The sequence below is a fragment of the Anaerosporobacter sp. genome (assembly GCF_031551385.1).
Classification (GTDB): domain Bacteria; phylum Bacillota; class Clostridia; order Lachnospirales; family Lachnospiraceae; genus Anaerosporobacter.
Genome location: NZ_JAVBNS010000161.1, coordinates 17,674 through 32,938 on the forward strand (window position 1 = coordinate 17,674; position 15,265 = coordinate 32,938).

Annotated in this window: 14 protein-coding genes; 2 read left to right on the forward strand and 12 right to left on the reverse strand. The window is 35.5% G+C overall.

Translation table 11 applies throughout. The annotated features are described in order from the left end of the window. Window positions 1-281 precede the first annotated feature (281 nt). From RMR19_RS13115 to RMR19_RS13165, 11 genes are all read right to left on the reverse strand, one after another. The gene (locus RMR19_RS13115) at window positions 282-1,133 is read right to left on the reverse strand and encodes a carbohydrate ABC transporter permease (RefSeq protein ID WP_310603944.1); all 852 of its coding nucleotides are present in this window, start codon (window positions 1,131-1,133) and stop codon (window positions 282-284) included. A 16-nt stretch (window positions 1,134-1,149) separates the two neighbouring features. Continuing rightward, complete coding sequence (locus RMR19_RS13120; protein WP_310603969.1) at window positions 1,150-2,004, reverse strand: carbohydrate ABC transporter permease; 855 nt, start codon at window positions 2,002-2,004, stop codon at window positions 1,150-1,152. Between the two features lie 65 nt (window positions 2,005-2,069). After that, window positions 2,070-3,338 carry an MATE family efflux transporter gene (locus RMR19_RS13125; RefSeq protein ID WP_310603945.1) on the reverse strand — a complete coding sequence of 423 codons (1,269 nt, stop codon included), beginning with the start codon at window positions 3,336-3,338 and terminating at the stop codon, window positions 2,070-2,072. 230 nt (window positions 3,339-3,568) lie between these two features. After that, on the reverse strand, window positions 3,569-4,435 hold the full coding sequence (locus RMR19_RS13130) for a MurR/RpiR family transcriptional regulator (protein ID WP_310603946.1): 867 nt from the start codon (window positions 4,433-4,435) through the stop codon (window positions 3,569-3,571). 101 nt (window positions 4,436-4,536) lie between these two features. Beyond that, a complete protein-coding gene (locus RMR19_RS13135) occupies window positions 4,537-5,910 on the reverse strand; it encodes an AraC family transcriptional regulator (RefSeq protein WP_310603947.1) in 1,374 nt (457 codons plus the stop codon). 80 nt (window positions 5,911-5,990) lie between these two features. Continuing rightward, entirely contained in the window at window positions 5,991-6,641 is a 651-nt protein-coding gene (locus RMR19_RS13140) for a response regulator transcription factor (protein ID WP_310603948.1), read from the reverse strand. A 40-nt stretch (window positions 6,642-6,681) separates the two neighbouring features. Next, on the reverse strand, window positions 6,682-7,812 hold the full coding sequence (locus tag RMR19_RS13145; RefSeq protein ID WP_310603949.1) for a sensor histidine kinase: 1,131 nt from the start codon (window positions 7,810-7,812) through the stop codon (window positions 6,682-6,684). Between the two features lie 53 nt (window positions 7,813-7,865). Continuing rightward, entirely contained in the window at window positions 7,866-9,104 is a 1,239-nt protein-coding gene (locus tag RMR19_RS13150) for an ABC transporter permease (RefSeq protein ID WP_310603950.1), read from the reverse strand. A 23-nt stretch (window positions 9,105-9,127) separates the two neighbouring features. Next, the gene (locus RMR19_RS13155) at window positions 9,128-10,216 is read right to left on the reverse strand and encodes an ABC transporter permease (RefSeq protein ID WP_310603951.1); all 1,089 of its coding nucleotides are present in this window, start codon (window positions 10,214-10,216) and stop codon (window positions 9,128-9,130) included. A gap of 128 nt (window positions 10,217-10,344) precedes the next feature. Further along, window positions 10,345-11,106: an ABC transporter ATP-binding protein gene (locus RMR19_RS13160; protein ID WP_310603952.1), complete on the reverse strand. Its 762-nt coding sequence runs from the start codon at window positions 11,104-11,106 to the stop codon at window positions 10,345-10,347. A 226-nt stretch (window positions 11,107-11,332) separates the two neighbouring features. Then, a complete protein-coding gene (locus RMR19_RS13165; RefSeq protein ID WP_310603953.1) occupies window positions 11,333-11,650 on the reverse strand; it encodes a DUF5684 domain-containing protein in 318 nt (105 codons plus the stop codon). Window positions 11,651-11,797: 147 nt separating this feature from the next. Here RMR19_RS13165 and RMR19_RS13170 point away from each other — a divergent pair, with 147 nt between their 5' ends. Continuing rightward, window positions 11,798-12,133, forward strand: a complete 336-nt coding sequence (locus RMR19_RS13170) for a PadR family transcriptional regulator (RefSeq protein ID WP_310603954.1) — start codon at window positions 11,798-11,800, stop codon at window positions 12,131-12,133. A 1-nt stretch (window position 12,134) separates the two neighbouring features. Then, window positions 12,135-12,695, forward strand: a complete 561-nt coding sequence (locus tag RMR19_RS13175; protein ID WP_310603955.1) for a DUF1700 domain-containing protein — start codon at window positions 12,135-12,137, stop codon at window positions 12,693-12,695. 126 nt (window positions 12,696-12,821) lie between these two features. Here RMR19_RS13175 and RMR19_RS13180 read toward each other — a convergent pair whose 3' ends face one another. Beyond that, a complete protein-coding gene (locus tag RMR19_RS13180) occupies window positions 12,822-15,233 on the reverse strand; it encodes an Ig-like domain-containing protein (protein ID WP_310603956.1) in 2,412 nt (803 codons plus the stop codon). Between the last annotated feature and the right edge of the window lie 32 nt (window positions 15,234-15,265).

Here is a 15,265-nt window from a genome sequence, read left to right on the forward strand (position 1 = left end):
ACGAGGCATGGACGCCGAGTCAGCCTGAGCTGAGGCAGGATGCCGAATCGAAGGCGTTTCCGTATCATTTCCAATCTCTCCCGTACACACTTAGAAGTACTTAGGTGTGCAGCGTGTTTTGTGTTATAGTACAGCAGCGAAGAAGCTTTGAAAGCGTACCAAGTTTTGTATCAAAACCTATCTTACACAAGTACCTCAACCACTTTCAAATGAATAAATAGTTTCAAGTATTCATTCGAAAGAATAAATAAACCTTTTGAAACCTGAATCATGCGAAATAACTACCCTTTCATTCCTGTGTCTCCACCGATTCCATTGATAAACCATTTCTGTGTAAACATAAAAACAAGTAACAATGGTAAAACAATCAGTGCACTTCCTGCCATTACAAGAGACCACTCTGTTCCATAAGCTCCTCCCTCAATAAAGAAACGTCTAAGACCTTGCGATACTAAACTCTTCTCAGGGGAATCTGTGATTAATGAAGGCCACATATAACTGTTATACGTTGATATAAAACTCATTAATCCAAATGTTATAAACGAGGATTTGGTCATTGGTGCAATCATATAGATTAAAATCTTGGCATGATTCGCTCCATCTATTCTAGCTGCTTCAACAAGCCCTTGCGGAACTTGCATAAATGCTTGTCTAAGCAAGAAGATTCCAAAAATACTTACTGCATTTGATACAATTAAACCAGTATAACTATCTAATAATTTCATATCCGCTAGGATAATATAACTTGGAATATATGTTGCTGCCGTTGGAAGCATATACGTTCCCATAATAATTGCAAATAGAAGTTTCCTTCCACGAAATCTCATAAATACTAGTGCATATGCAATCATAGCTCCCGACACAATCTGTATGATTAGTGTTACGATAGAAACAAATAAACTGTTTCCTATGTAACGTATCAATGGCGAATGAAATATTACTTCTATAAAATTATTCCACTGAGGATCACTTGGAAAGAAAATTGTTGCATTCATAATTTCCACTTTTGTCTTTAACGCACTCACTATCATCCATATAAACGGGAATGCTGTAAAAATACTTACTGCTGTAAGAATTATAATTTTTATACTCTTTCGAATGACTTCCACATAGGTATTACCTCTCACTTGCATTTGCTATTCTCCTTCTTTAATAGTGAACCCATTTCTTTGATGCAATAAATTGAATTAAGGATAAGACTATCGTAATCATAATTATTACAATCGCTACTGCTGATGCCTGCCCCATATTGAATTCTTTGAAACCTAACTGGTAATACATATATAGTAACGTTCTTGTACTTCCCGAAGGTCCGCCCTGCGTAAGTATTTGAATCTGGTCATATGCTTGCAGAGAATTAACCATAGTAATAATCACAAGGAAAAATGTAGTTGGTGATATTGAGGGAAGTGTTACATAACAGAACTGCTTCCATCTATTTGCCCCATCTAACCCTGAGGCTTCATATAATTCACTTGGTACTTTCTCAAGTGCTGATAGGTAAAATACCATTGCATATCCGATACTCTTCCAAACCGTAACAATTACCACGGATAGCATCGCTGTATTGGAACTTGATATCCATTTCATACTTGGGAGATTCAAAAAATTCAATACCATATTGGCAATTCCCGAATCAGGCTCGTATATCCAAGTCCATACAATACTAACGGCAACGGTAGGTGTTATCCACGGCGAAAACAGAATAAACTTGAATATTCCACTGCCCCGAAATTGTTTTTGTAGTAACAATGCTAAGAACAAACCACCGATTACTGTTGGTATCACAGTCCCTAATGCAAACACGACTGTATTTTTCAGTGCCTCATAAAATCTGCTATCTTTTAGTAACATACGAAAGTTATCAAACCATACAATATTATAATCAGTACTCATATAATCCCAATCTGTAATACTAATAAACATCGAACGCAGAATTGGATAAATCCAAAATACTACTAATGGAATAAGGGCTGGTATAATAAACAACATAACTGCACCCATATTACGAATTGCTGCTTTTCTTTTCACTTATTTCAACTCCTATCTTTTTTATGTAACGTTTTCTTTCACATATCACCTATCTTCCTAGATACGATGAACATAACTACCCCTGTCATCGGAAGTGATATCCATATCCCATCTAGCCCCAAGCACAACGGTAATAGCCATAGTAGAATCGGACTAACGAGCAAGCTTTCTCCATAGATTACTAGCATCGCTTCTTTTACCCTTAGCGTTGCATTCCTATAAGCAATTCTGAATTTCGTAAATCCTACGGCAAAGAAAGAAAGCATACTGATGGACATTCCTCTGTTAAAATACATTGCTGCTTGACTCGATATTCCAAACCATTTTGGTAAGTAGACTTTTACTAGTAAGACTGCCACAAACAGCAAGGTAGATAACATTACAATAAAGGAATATGCTATCTTCTTTACTTCCTGCAACCGCTTTTGATCTCCTGCTCCCGAATAGAAGCTTATGAGTGGCTGGCTTCCATCTCCGATTCCTGTCAACATTGAATATACAGGAAACACAATATAGGAAATCACTGCATAACATGCCACTGCCTCTTCTCCGCCATAAAATAAACATTGTTTATTCGTAATCATTAATGCAACCGATGGTGCAATAGATACTCCAAACGCTGATAAACCACTCTTAGCAATCTTCCTAATTCGCTTATAGGAAAGAATCCATTTCGGACGGTATCCTCTCTTTCTCACGATTATGACAATACAGATAATCGAAACCAATACTTGTGATATGACTGTTCCATATGCAGCTCCTTGTATTCCTAATCTAAGTACCACAATTAGATAGTAGTTAATACCAAGATTAGTCAACATACCAGCAATCATGCTAAACATTGCTTGTATCGGTAAATCCATATTTCTCAAAATCGGAATAAAGCCAGCTCCGAATATCTGAAATGCAGAACCAAGAATAATGATTTCACTGTACTTCTTAGCCTGTATCCAAACCTCTCCTGTAGAACCAAGTACTCTTAATATAGATGGATACGTTATACCTAGTAAAACAGTTACTAGTAATCCACTTATCAACAAACAAGTTATTCCACTATGTAATGTAAGTTCACTCTCCTGCTCCAATGATTCTCCTCGTTGATGAGAATATAAAACACTGCAGCCTGATCCGATTCCTACTCCAATTGCTGTTATTAACGCAGGTATTGGCCACGCAATATTAATTGCGGCAAGTCCCACATCTCCTGTCACTCTTCCAACAAACAAACCATCAATTATGGAATACATTCCGATTAGTAGCAAGGAAATAATTGTCGGTATACATAACTTCGTCATCTGACGAACCATCTTTCACACCCTCTCTGATAGGACGATGCCTGTTTGACACCGTTGTCCTTGCTCTGTTGTCTTGTGTATCATACCGAGCATTTTTAAACTTTTTATGTGCTTCATGTTAAATCCATGTAAACGCAATTTATGTTAAGTCCCAAAAAAAATAACCTAATGGAGCATTGCTCCACTAAGTTATTTTTTTGATTTATTCAACGAGGTCTCAAGGTCATACTTTTTCCTTTGTATCATTCTCTGTATTTTTCAATCAGATCTTCTTGAAATCCTAATGTTGACTTATTAAGTTGTTTCCCGAACCGTTCTGGATCACTCGTTAATATACTTGCACATAGTAAATCGATAAATGCAATTTGTGATATACGAGATGAAATCCACTTACTCACTTCATTTCGACATATTGTCGGCGTATAGAAAACATAATCACTTACTCTTGCCGCAGTAGATGATAGATTCCCTGTTACTGCAATTGTCTTCGCTCCACACGACTTTGCCGCCACAAGTGCATCAACAACCGCTTTCGTCTCCCCTGCAATTGAAAATGCAATCGCCACATCCTTATGTCCAAGATGCCCTGCTGATATCTTCTGAAAAAACAAATCCGTATAGTTTCGGCAAGTAAGCCCTAGATGCAGTAGCTTTCCCGACAATTCACCTGCTGCATTTGCAGAATTATCCGTCCCATAGATATCAATAATATTTGCCTTCTTCAATAAAGAAACGATTTCCTTTAACTTCTCTCGATCAATCGCTTTCACCATATCTAGTATCATCTGAATATCGTCTTGTATTACTTCTATCTCCATTTGATGCCTAGAGGTTTTCTTGTTTGTTGTCTTTATCTCTAACTGCCTTTTCTCTCTTTCGCTTATTGCTATCCATATATCCCTACGAAAACTCTTAAAACTCTCATATCCACAGGCATGTACCATTCGAACAACCGTAGGTTGTCCGACCTCACACTCTGCTGCTAACTGGCGCAACGTCATCTCTGCCACTTGATTATCATTTTCTAATATATAGTCTGCTACCTTTTTCTCTAACTTGCTTAACAATTGATAGTTTGTCATAATATTAGAATTCCATGTCTCTAGCATATTGCCCTCCCAAAAATGTAGCAATGCTACGGTTTTTAAATGATTTTTTCTCTCGTATTATATCACAGAAAAAGGGCGTACTAACGAAGTTTACATACAATTTACATGGAGATTTCTTTTGTAACAGGCATATGTTGAATAATTTCTGTCTCACTATCAATGATTGTTTTCGTAATCAGATATTCTTCCATAAAAGGCTGTAATCCAAATGAATAGATTTTACTTTGCTCAATGCTTTGTATAAAGTTAAACCATGATGGCCCGTTGACTTTATATTTCACATGGTTTTTTAGATACATTCCACCTTGAAAAACTTCTTTCTCTATCTTACTATCCGTTATGTCCATATCTTCTGCTATCTTTATATATAACTTATAGAAATAACCCGGTTTATTAATCTGCTCAAAATTATAAAACGCAAATATCCTAACATTCTCATCTGCCAAATCAATTCCCTGCTCCATCAACCATTTGAACATATATTTTCTTGCTTTCTCTTCCGCACCACGACCTGTTGCTGTGTATGTCGCTACTGTAAATGGTTCTATCTCTTCCTCTATCATTTCAATTTCTTCTAATTTCGGTTTTACTGCAATTGGCATATACAAATCAACTCCGCCAAGGTGTTCAAAATCATCTCCAAATCCTAAGTGTTCCTCTAGCCATTGTGCTTCCCCGTATACATACTTACTACCTTCAAGCCATTTAGAGAATCGCTTCCAGCCTAGCATAATCTCTTCTCCTAAATCTTCCTTAGGCTCTATAGAAACTACTGCATATAATCCACCATGTAATGTCTTTGTTTTTATCTTTTCATCCGTTACTTCCATATCTTCCGGAATGGTAACGCATACCTCATAACCATACTCCTCTGCTGAAGCATCTGTATCTGGTGCATTGTAACCAAATATACGGTAATTTTCATTTCTATAATCTACTCCATTAGCTTGTACCCACTTCTTCATCTCCGAAAAAGCTCCACTCTCTGGGTCTTTACCATAGAAGCAATAATATGCAACTCTCATTTGTGGTAAATTTTTTAGTACTTTGATATCAGGATATTGTTCAAGCATTCCTTGTTCGTCCATTTCAAAATAATTTTCCATCACATTCATCCTTTCAAATTTATACTGATACATTCCTTTTGCACAAGAACTTGGAGTATGCCCAGTTACTTTCTTAAAGATTCTCGAAAATGCATCCACGCTGTCATATGCATATTTCATAGCAATATCAATTACTTTTGTCTGATTCATTTTTAGTTCCTCAGAGGATTTTCCTATTCTGCGATTAATCAGATATTCCTTTACCCGATATCCTGTAATCGCAAAGAAGATTCGATGAAAGCTTGAGACAGACATATATGCTTCTTTCGCTATTTCTTCTACTTTAATATCATACTCCAGATTATCTTCCATATAATCTATTGATTTTTGAATTCTCTCATAATAGTTCACTGCTGCATCTCCATTCATTCCTTGATGTACTTATGGTAACAGTTTTTATTTGGATAAACCCGACTTTTTCTCTAAATGTTTTATTTTTGAATGTAATTTCAATTTGGCTTTTTCCCTGTCAGATAATATACCGCAAGAGCAGTTCGATGCGACAAATCTTCCTTTGCCAAAATCGTTGTAATATAATTCTTTACCGTTCCTTCACTAATATATAATTTACTTGCGATTTCTTTATTCGATAATCCTTCTGCAACTGCTTTAATAATGTCTATCTCTCTTGGAGTATAGCCTTCCTCTTGAAATCGTGATATCTGTATCTCTGAATTCTTGGTAAGAGTTTCAAGAATGCTCTCCTCCATAACTCCAGTTCCATAATAAACAGACTTAATCATCTGTTTTAAATGCTCCGGAGTATGGTTTTTAATAAGATAACCTTTTGCGCCACTTCGCAGAGCATTCTGTACCAAGTCATCATCATCAAAAGTTGTTAAAATCAATACTTTTCCTAGATTATTTTCTACTATATGCTTCGTAGCTTCAATGCCATCCATTTCGGGCATCTGAATGTCCATTAAAATGACATCTGGTGGTATCTGCTTTGCAATCTCTATCGCTTCTCTTCCATTACTAGCACATCCAATTACATCAAAATCGTCATCTATCTGTAATATAATGCGCATTCCATCTCGCACAAAATCACTATCATCTGCAATGATTACTCTGATTTTTTCTTTCATCTCTATACTCATACATGACTCCTTTAATCCGTGAAGAATGCGTCCTTCACACTTACCTCGGCAATAATATATTTATAGTAAATCCTACCTCTGTTTCAAAATTTAGAATTCCATTCACTTCACGTACTCTCTTGCGCATTCCTGTGATTCCCATGCCTTCTTCTATCATATCACAGCCAACTCCATTATCAGAAATACTACAGCGAATCAATTGATTCAATACATAAATGGTAATCTCTATTTTACTACATTTCGCATACTTTAAGGAATTCGAAACAGCTTCAAATGCATTATCTAAAATAATCTCAATGTATTTTTCTGAAACCTCTCCCAGTTCCCCTTCTACCACAAGCTCTGCCTCAACACCTTTTTGATTACACTCGTCACAAAGCTGCTGAAGTTGCAGTAAAGCTAATCTATATTTCTTTGGTCGTTCCTTCCTTAAAATAGCACGAATCTCATCCATTCCCATTCGTAACTGCTCAATTACAGCCTGTGTCATTTTCTTTGCTGTTTCTGGCTCTTTTTCCATAATTAATTTAACTGCCTCTAACTGATAGATAGAACCATTGATATTGTGTCCTAGCTTATCATGCAGCGTTTGTGACAATCTTGCTCTTTCCTCTAAGAGCTGGTTTTCTGCCATCAACAAACTACGTTTCATCTCTTCCCTATATTCATGCTCTTGCTGATGTATATTTTGTTTCAAGCGTTGCTCCACCATGGTATCTTCCTGTGTTTGTTTCAGGTAGGAAGCAACTACAAAGTCATGTTGTATATAGATAATCCCTATTAACATTGTGAATACGAGTTGCACATAAATTCCTATTTCACTAGGCACACACGCTAAGACAAATGGCATGCAGTACCAAATCAAGGACGGTTTCACTATAGAAAATATTTCATAGACAAGAAATATTCCAAGCAACATAAATTCTTTCCCAAGTGTTACAATCATAATGCCACATAACAAAATTGCGATACCTAGCAAGAACCACTTCCTCATTCTCGTTTTTACCAATTCCTTGCCCGCCATAGCACCAACAAACAACGCCAAAAGCAGGAGCACCCAACTGGACGCCCCTGTTAAAACAGACTTTGTTAACACAATATATACTTCTAATACTAGTAACAGACACGTTCTGATTGCAAGGAAATATGTCTCCCTAAAATGTTCTGCCATATTAATAACCATGCCTTTCCCATCGCCTGCAAACTTTGAATCACAGGCACAAATTACACATTGCCTCGTTTGATTTTTAGTCCAATACCTCCGATGCTCATAATCACAATAAGATATGCTACTGTAATACATAGTATCATAGAATAGACACTGTTGTCTCCTACAAACAACATTTCTGCGGCTTTCATAAACCAGCGCTGTGGCATTAGATTTGATAGGGCTTTTATTGTTACTGAGCTACTATCTATTGGAAAGTACATCCCCGAAAGCAATGCCGAGATCGTCCAAACAGAAAACACTGCATAATTCGAACTCATAACATCTCCCAGAAGAACGCCTATTACAAAACTAAGTGTACTGAAAATTAATCCCAAGAAAAAAATTATTACCAAAAAGTTTAACTTACTAATTCCAAAATTCATATCCTTTACAACAAACATATAGATTCCTAAAATCAAAGTCTGCATAATGGAAATGATGACAGACATAGCAAGTTTCGAACACAAATATTCTGACTGGCTTAATTTCGATAACATAAGTCTTGTATAAACCTTATTATCCTGTTCTTCTATCACAGTATGTGCTACGCAAACACCGCAGAAAAGAAAACCTAGTGTAATAATAGCAAACGCATATCCTATCGGTGATTTATATGCCCTCTGCTCATTTGTTAATGCAATCTCTTCTTTCCCACTTAGGCTAACCACTTCTTTTTCTGGCATCTCTTCTGCTAAAGAACGAAGTACTCTTAGCACTGTATCTGTATCCATTCCCGTATTAGCTGACACTTGATGAATCTTAGATAGCAGGGATGAAATCTCTGTTTCAAACAGCACCCATCTTTCGTCATCAGATACATCATAAATCTGAAGTGCATTGGCATAATCACCAGCTAATACGCATGTATCAAAATCTTCTTTTAGATATAGTAATGTACCAGCTCTATCATCAAAAGCATCACTTTTTGCCTGTTTGAGCACCTCTTCCTCTGTCATCTTACTTGTATCACTACGACATATAGAAAACATTCCTGAGTATGCAAGCTGCTCTAATACATACTCTGACAATTCTGTTTGGGAAGAATCATATACTTTAACTACGAAAGCAGATGTATCACTAACATATACAGCTCTATCGCTACAATCATCAAGCTCTATAATATGAATTTCTTCTGCTTCTTCTGTATACAATTTGAAATCTGCTTTTATTCCCAAAATGAGTGCAGATACAAGTGGTGTTAGGCAAAGAAAAAACAAAAATGCCTTATTTCTCAGTAACAGTTTTATATTCATTTTCAGTAATGATAAAAAATGGCTCATGCTCTTCCTCTCTTTCTAATCCCATCGGCAATAAGTGCAATTACAGAGCATACTACCGTAATCCCAAGCATATATAGGATGCAACTATTTGTATAGGTGCTTTCTCCCATACAGGAATATTCAACCAATGCACGATTTATATGATAAATTGGTGAAACATTCTTCAACATATCTGAAGTGCTTGAAAACATATAGGTTTCAAAACTTCCACCCAAAAAGCCCATAAACCAAACCGAAGTAAATAATAAAATAATCGTCACAGCAAGATTATCACACAGATTATAAATCATGAATCCAAATGATGTACTTGCCATAATAGACAATACAATTATTAAAGCTGACAGTAAAGGATTACCCCATTGAATATCAAATATAAGAATCGTTGCAATCATGGTAATTGCGGTCTCTACAAGAACAGCAAGCACTAAAGGAATCCATTTTCCCAAATACAACGAAATATCTGATAATCCACTAACTTGATACTTTCTTCCAATCCCATTTTTCTTCTCACTTGCAAGTATATTGGTTGCGCCGACAATACCACACCAAATAAAATACACAATATACACAATTCCATAATAATTATTTGAATCTATAGCCGGCATATAAGTAAGCTGTATTACAGGAAGATCTATTTCCTCCTTCTGTATAGCTGGAACTATCTGTTGTAATGCTTGGTTTTCTCCTTCCTTCATAACCTGATTCATAAAATACTCTAGTGTAATTCCTTCTACTACATAGTCCTCACTTTCATACACCGTATATGACTTAGCACCCATTTCCACAAAGCCTGCAAGTTCATTGTTTTCTATTAATGCCTTAATCTCACCTTCTGGATACTTCTCAAAGATGATACCTGCCTCTTTACCTGCTTGCTTCATTTGCTCCATATAGCCTTGTTGAACATCTTCCTCTACTCGATATCCCACCTTGAATTCATCCACACCTTCATATGACTTCATTAATTCCCCAAAAGCACTTGATATAATACTTATAATCAGAATCGGACCTAAAATCATAACAGCTATTACCCATTTATTCCGAAGCATTAGCTTCAAATTGTTTTTTACAATATATCGAATCATTTTACCTCTCTGACTCCTTCCAATGTAATTTAATATAATTGTTTATGAAACTTCTTAGTATAATCTTCACGCATTACAAAAAGGTTCACAATTGACCACAACTCAATATCTTTAACTTGCTTTTTTTCTTATCCGATAGAGTCTCTTAAACTTTTTCCTGTCAACGTTAAGAATACTTCCTCTAAAGTAATATCCTCCTCACCATTCGATACAAGCTCTTTTAATTCCTTACTCGTTCCACACGCAATAATCTTTCCATTGTCCATAATCGCAATTCTGGTACAAATAGCTTCTACCTCTTCCATATAATGACTTGTATAGATAACTGTTGTATCCTTCTTGTTCGACTCCTTAATTTTCTCCAAAATAAAGTTTCTTGACTGTGGGTCAATTCCTACCGTTGGTTCATCAAAGATAAGTAAATCAGGCTGGTGTCCAATTGCACACGCAATATTCAATCTTCTCTTCATACCACCAGAGAAGTTCTTGGCGAACTCATTCTTCTTTTCCAATAGTCCTACATATTCTAACGATTCCTCTACTGTTCGTTTTAACTCCTCACCCTTTATTCCGTAAAGAGAAGTAAATAACTCTACATTCTCCCACGCCTTTAACTTCCCGTGAATCGCTAAATCCTGTGGAATATAGCCGATTCGATGAATCACTTCTCTCTTCTGTTTCCAAGGATTCTTCCCTAACAGTTCAATGGAGCCTGCTGTAGGTTTTACAATAGAGCAAATCATATTCATGGTTGTGCTCTTTCCTGCCCCATTCGGCCCAAGTAGACCGAATATCTCTCCCCTTTTAATTTCTATATTCAACCCATCTACTACTGCTTTGTTTTGGTATTTCTTTGTTAAATCCATTGTTTTTAAAATAATATCCGACATAGATGCATTTTCCTTTCTTGCATTTTCTTCTTTATGTTTATATCATATCAATTTATAAATTCTTTCGGTAGTGAAAAAAGAACTTTTCTTATGTGACTAAAGTCATGTTGTAAAGAATTTTTCGCATGAAAAAAGCTCAGCCCCTTTCCACTTTTGGCAAAGAGTTGAGCTTTTTCATTTTCATTCTATTATTAAGTACTACGTGATTATCATAATACTACGACAACTATATTCCCACATATTCTGCATTAGAAAATGCAAGTAGTATCACAAATATTGGATTAAGTAAAATCAATCCAATAGCAAAGCCTGTTCCTTGGTCAAATGCATTCGCTAATTTTACCATTGTAATAATAACCATCACTATATTAACACCAGGAATCAGGGTAGCCAAGAAATACCAGCCATTTCCCCACGTAATTTTATAAAGCATATACACATTGTATATTGGCACAATGCTCTTCCATCCTTTTTCACCCGCTTTTGTAAAGATTGTCCACATTGCTACTATCTCTAATATCGCAATTACAAATCCAATTAACATTGTTTTCCCTCCTATTTAGTAAATCTTAGCATTTATCATAGCATATTTTTCTCCATTATTCAACAAATAATTTAGCATATTTTCCCTGATGCACTATTGACAACACAGGTACTGTGTAGTACGATGTATCTAAAGGAGGCGATGTACTTGAATGTAGATGATTGGAAATCGCAAATAAAGCGTGGTACTCTTGAATTTTGCATAATGTTATTGATAAACCAAAAGTCATATTATGGCTATGAGATTATTAGTGAACTTGAAAAGTGGCCTATCGTGACTGCAACAGAAAGTACGATTTACCCACTTTTAAGAAGACTATTGAAAGAGGATTATTTAACCTCCTTTTGGCAAGAAACAACCGAGGGACTACCACCTAGAAAATACTACTCCATCACGGATAAAGGGAAAGAATATTTAGAAGCAATGTCATGTGAATGGGCGAATTTATTGAATGCAATTTCAGAAATAAAGGGAGGACTATAGAATGGATAAGTTAATGAATGAATATTTGGAAAAAGTAGATAGGCATTTAAAATCAATGCCCGCTTCTGAACGAGTAGATATTGTTAAAGAAATCAAAAGTTCTATGCTAGAATTAGAGGCAAACGGACTTTCCTCTGAAGAAGTAATTAATCGATTAGGTGATGCGAAAAGCCTTGCAAAAGCATATCTTGGAGAAAGTATTACAGAAAACACTTCCTTTAGCTTGAAGAAATTCGGTGCTGTTGTTCGTTTTTACAGCTATGTCAGTATTGGTGGAATGTTTATCCTTCCCTGCCTTAGTATTACTGCGGTTACTTGTATGCTATGTGCTATCCTTTGCCCTATTAGTGGCGTAATCAAATTGATTGCCTTTTCAATGGGAATTGAAATTCCACAAATTCAGTTCGAAATGGGCTCATTCTCTGCTGGAGCAGTTCCTTACTTCTTTATCTCCATTGCAATGGGTATTATCCTCTTTTGTCTTGGTCATAAACTTTGGAAACTTACTATCAAGTTTATTAAGTCTGTCAGTAAACAAAGAGGTAATCTGAATATTGGCTGATGAAGTGGAATCATACTATACAAACAAGAAAAAAATGATTTAAGTCGTACATGCAAAAAACAACAGGTGACAAAGATTAAAATCTCAGTCACCTGTTGTTTTGAAAAATATTTTTATACTCAACTATTAATCAATAGTTTTTACACCTAATTCTTGATATAAAAACTGCACACTTGTTATTTGTCTTGCAATTTCTATATTATCTACGGTATATTTTACTCGCTTGTCCTTATAATTCAAATAGTATTCACCCAGCTTCAAATCATAAATATCTTCATCTGCATATATTGTAGTAGGCATTATTCTATTGCCATCACTATCAGTCATATATATTTCATTGTCATACTCTTTTGAACTTTCATTATAATATTCGCACTTAGGTACTTTAACCCTTACATATGCATCAGCAGGAACTGGATCGTATATCGCATATATCACTGTATCCTCAGTTATTGTTATCTCAGTAACTTTTTCACCTTGTGTTCCGCCATATTGACCAATTTTTTCTCGTGTAGCTTCGCGCTCTACATTCCAATATAAAAGTTCACTTCCCTCGATTTTAACATCTGGCAATTTATCAAGAGAAAGTGTTGAACCTGATGCAACATAGAATTTTTCAACAATGCTATCTGCTCTCACTGTAACACCAACTGTACCTCTTTGACGTAAATAGCACGTCCAGCCACGTTCTAGATTTGCATCTTCATATGTAATACTTAAGCAATAATCCTCACAATTTTCTGCCACTATTTTATAATCACCCGGTAATAAATCGTAACGACCTTCTCCATTTGGTATAATTAATGTATTATCCAGTGTATTAATCATACTAACATTTGTATCTTCAAGTATGCCACTCAAGAAAATACATGCTTTATATGTTGTATTTCCTTTATACACTGCTATTAAAGTCACTCTTCCACTTAATTTGTAACCTAGATTTTCATTCGGATCCAACTTAAAATAATCAGAATTTACATAACCAGTTGTTTTATCTTCATAATAACTTAAACCAAACCAATATAGGAATTCACAGCCATCACCTAGCACTTTATTAATCTCTTCACTTGAAAGCAAGTCAGCATTCGTTAACATATCACCTTTATTCTTCGTTATTGACTTTGACCAAGTGTTTTCATATCCATCTTCACTATTCGCTTTTATAACAAAACGTACTTCAACTTCCGTCTTGTCTTCTTCCTCGTTACCTTTATCCTCATCATCTTTTTTACCATCATCACTATCAGAAGGCTTATTCTCCGAAGGATCATTCTTTGCAGGTTCTGATGGCGTACTTGGGATAATTATGTTTGTTTCTGTGTCATCCTTTGGTACTTCAATCTTTTCTATTGTTCCATCCGCTTTTTTTATAATAATTGTAGCACCTGTTTCGTTATTAATGTTAATCTTGACTGTATCGTTTCCTTTATTAACACTCGTTCCCTCAGCGCCTGCAGTTAATTCAACATTTGCACTTGCATTCAATGTAATCATCATCTTAACTGATGACGACAACTTACTATCTTCTGCGTTAATGACAACATATATTTCCGTTGTTTTACCACTAAGATTCAATGTAGATGTTCTGTTCACTACTACAGAATTAACTTTTCCATTTGCTTCAACATTTACATTTCCTGTCGTTTCACTCTTAATACTATTTACAACTGCATTTTCAGAAACTACTACTCTTGCATTCGGTGCAGTAACTGTTATATCATTGTTCATCGCATTCTCTACCCATGTAGATGGTGCAATGTTCTTAATAATAACCTCTTTAAATACAGCATTGTTTATTACTTCACCTTTTGGCGCATCTACTGTAAATGTTATATTCTCATGATTGCCTTCTGGAATTGTTACATTAATTTCAGCTTGTGTTGCTAATGTTAAGTTTGTTACCTTCGCATTTGCTAATGCCAATACTAAATCATTTTCATTATCAACTACCATTTTTTTATCTGCCACCAAGATTCTGCATGTATCTGTCTTACCACTTTCTGTCTTTGCTGTGATAATTGCTACACCAGATTTTTTAGCCTTAATCGTACCTTTGCTATCTACTTGAGCAATTGCCTTATCACTTGTACACCATGATACAATGTCATTCGTGCTCTTTGGTGCTAATGAACTTTTTAACGCATAACTCTCACCAACATTCATCATCTCTGTCTTATTGGAAATAGAAACTTTCGTTGATGGCTTAATTACCGTTACTTTACACTCCAATTTGTAATTCTTCTTCTTTGCGCTAATCGTACAAGTTATTGTTGTATTTCCTTTCGCTTTACCTTGTACTACCCCTGCATTCGTTACTGTAGCTATTTTTTTATTACTACTTTTCCAATTATATGTAGATCCACTAATTTTATTATTAACCTTTAATGTATACTTTTTATTCACTAATAAGTTAATTGTCTTTTTGTTAAGTGACGGTTTTGTTGCCGCTTGAATTTGGTTACCATTCACCAATATACTTCCTACCAACATTGCTGCAATAAGAAGCCATGATCCTAATTTTTTCGTATTTTTCTTCATGTCTTTCCCCTTTCGATTGTGTAAGTTTTCCC

Coding starts and splice junctions, on each gene's coding strand:
- RMR19_RS13125 (WP_310603945.1), bottom strand. CDS start 3,338: ATGGTTCGTCAGATGACGAAGTTATGTATACCGACAATTATTTCCTTG.
- RMR19_RS13155 (WP_310603951.1), bottom strand. CDS start 10,216: ATGATTCGATATATTGTAAAAAACAATTTGAAGCTAATGCTTCGGAAT.
- RMR19_RS13140 (WP_310603948.1), bottom strand. CDS start 6,641: ATGAGTATAGAGATGAAAGAAAAAATCAGAGTAATCATTGCAGATGAT.
- RMR19_RS13160 (WP_310603952.1), bottom strand. CDS start 11,106: ATGTCGGATATTATTTTAAAAACAATGGATTTAACAAAGAAATACCAA.
- RMR19_RS13115 (WP_310603944.1), bottom strand. CDS start 1,133: ATGCAAGTGAGAGGTAATACCTATGTGGAAGTCATTCGAAAGAGTATA.
- RMR19_RS13180 (WP_310603956.1), bottom strand. CDS start 15,233: ATGAAGAAAAATACGAAAAAATTAGGATCATGGCTTCTTATTGCAGCA.
- RMR19_RS13130 (WP_310603946.1), bottom strand. CDS start 4,435: ATGCTAGAGACATGGAATTCTAATATTATGACAAACTATCAATTGTTA.
- RMR19_RS13135 (WP_310603947.1), bottom strand. CDS start 5,910: ATGAATGGAGATGCAGCAGTGAACTATTATGAGAGAATTCAAAAATCA.
- RMR19_RS13120 (WP_310603969.1), bottom strand. CDS start 2,004: ATGGGTGCAGTTATGTTGTTTATTATACCAGCCCTTATTCCATTAGTA.
- RMR19_RS13175 (WP_310603955.1), top strand. CDS start 12,135: ATGGATAAGTTAATGAATGAATATTTGGAAAAAGTAGATAGGCATTTA.
- RMR19_RS13165 (WP_310603953.1), bottom strand. CDS start 11,650: ATGTTAATTGGATTTGTAATTGCGATATTAGAGATAGTAGCAATGTGG.
- RMR19_RS13150 (WP_310603950.1), bottom strand. CDS start 9,104: ATGAATATAAAACTGTTACTGAGAAATAAGGCATTTTTGTTTTTTCTT.
- RMR19_RS13145 (WP_310603949.1), bottom strand. CDS start 7,812: ATGGCAGAACATTTTAGGGAGACATATTTCCTTGCAATCAGAACGTGT.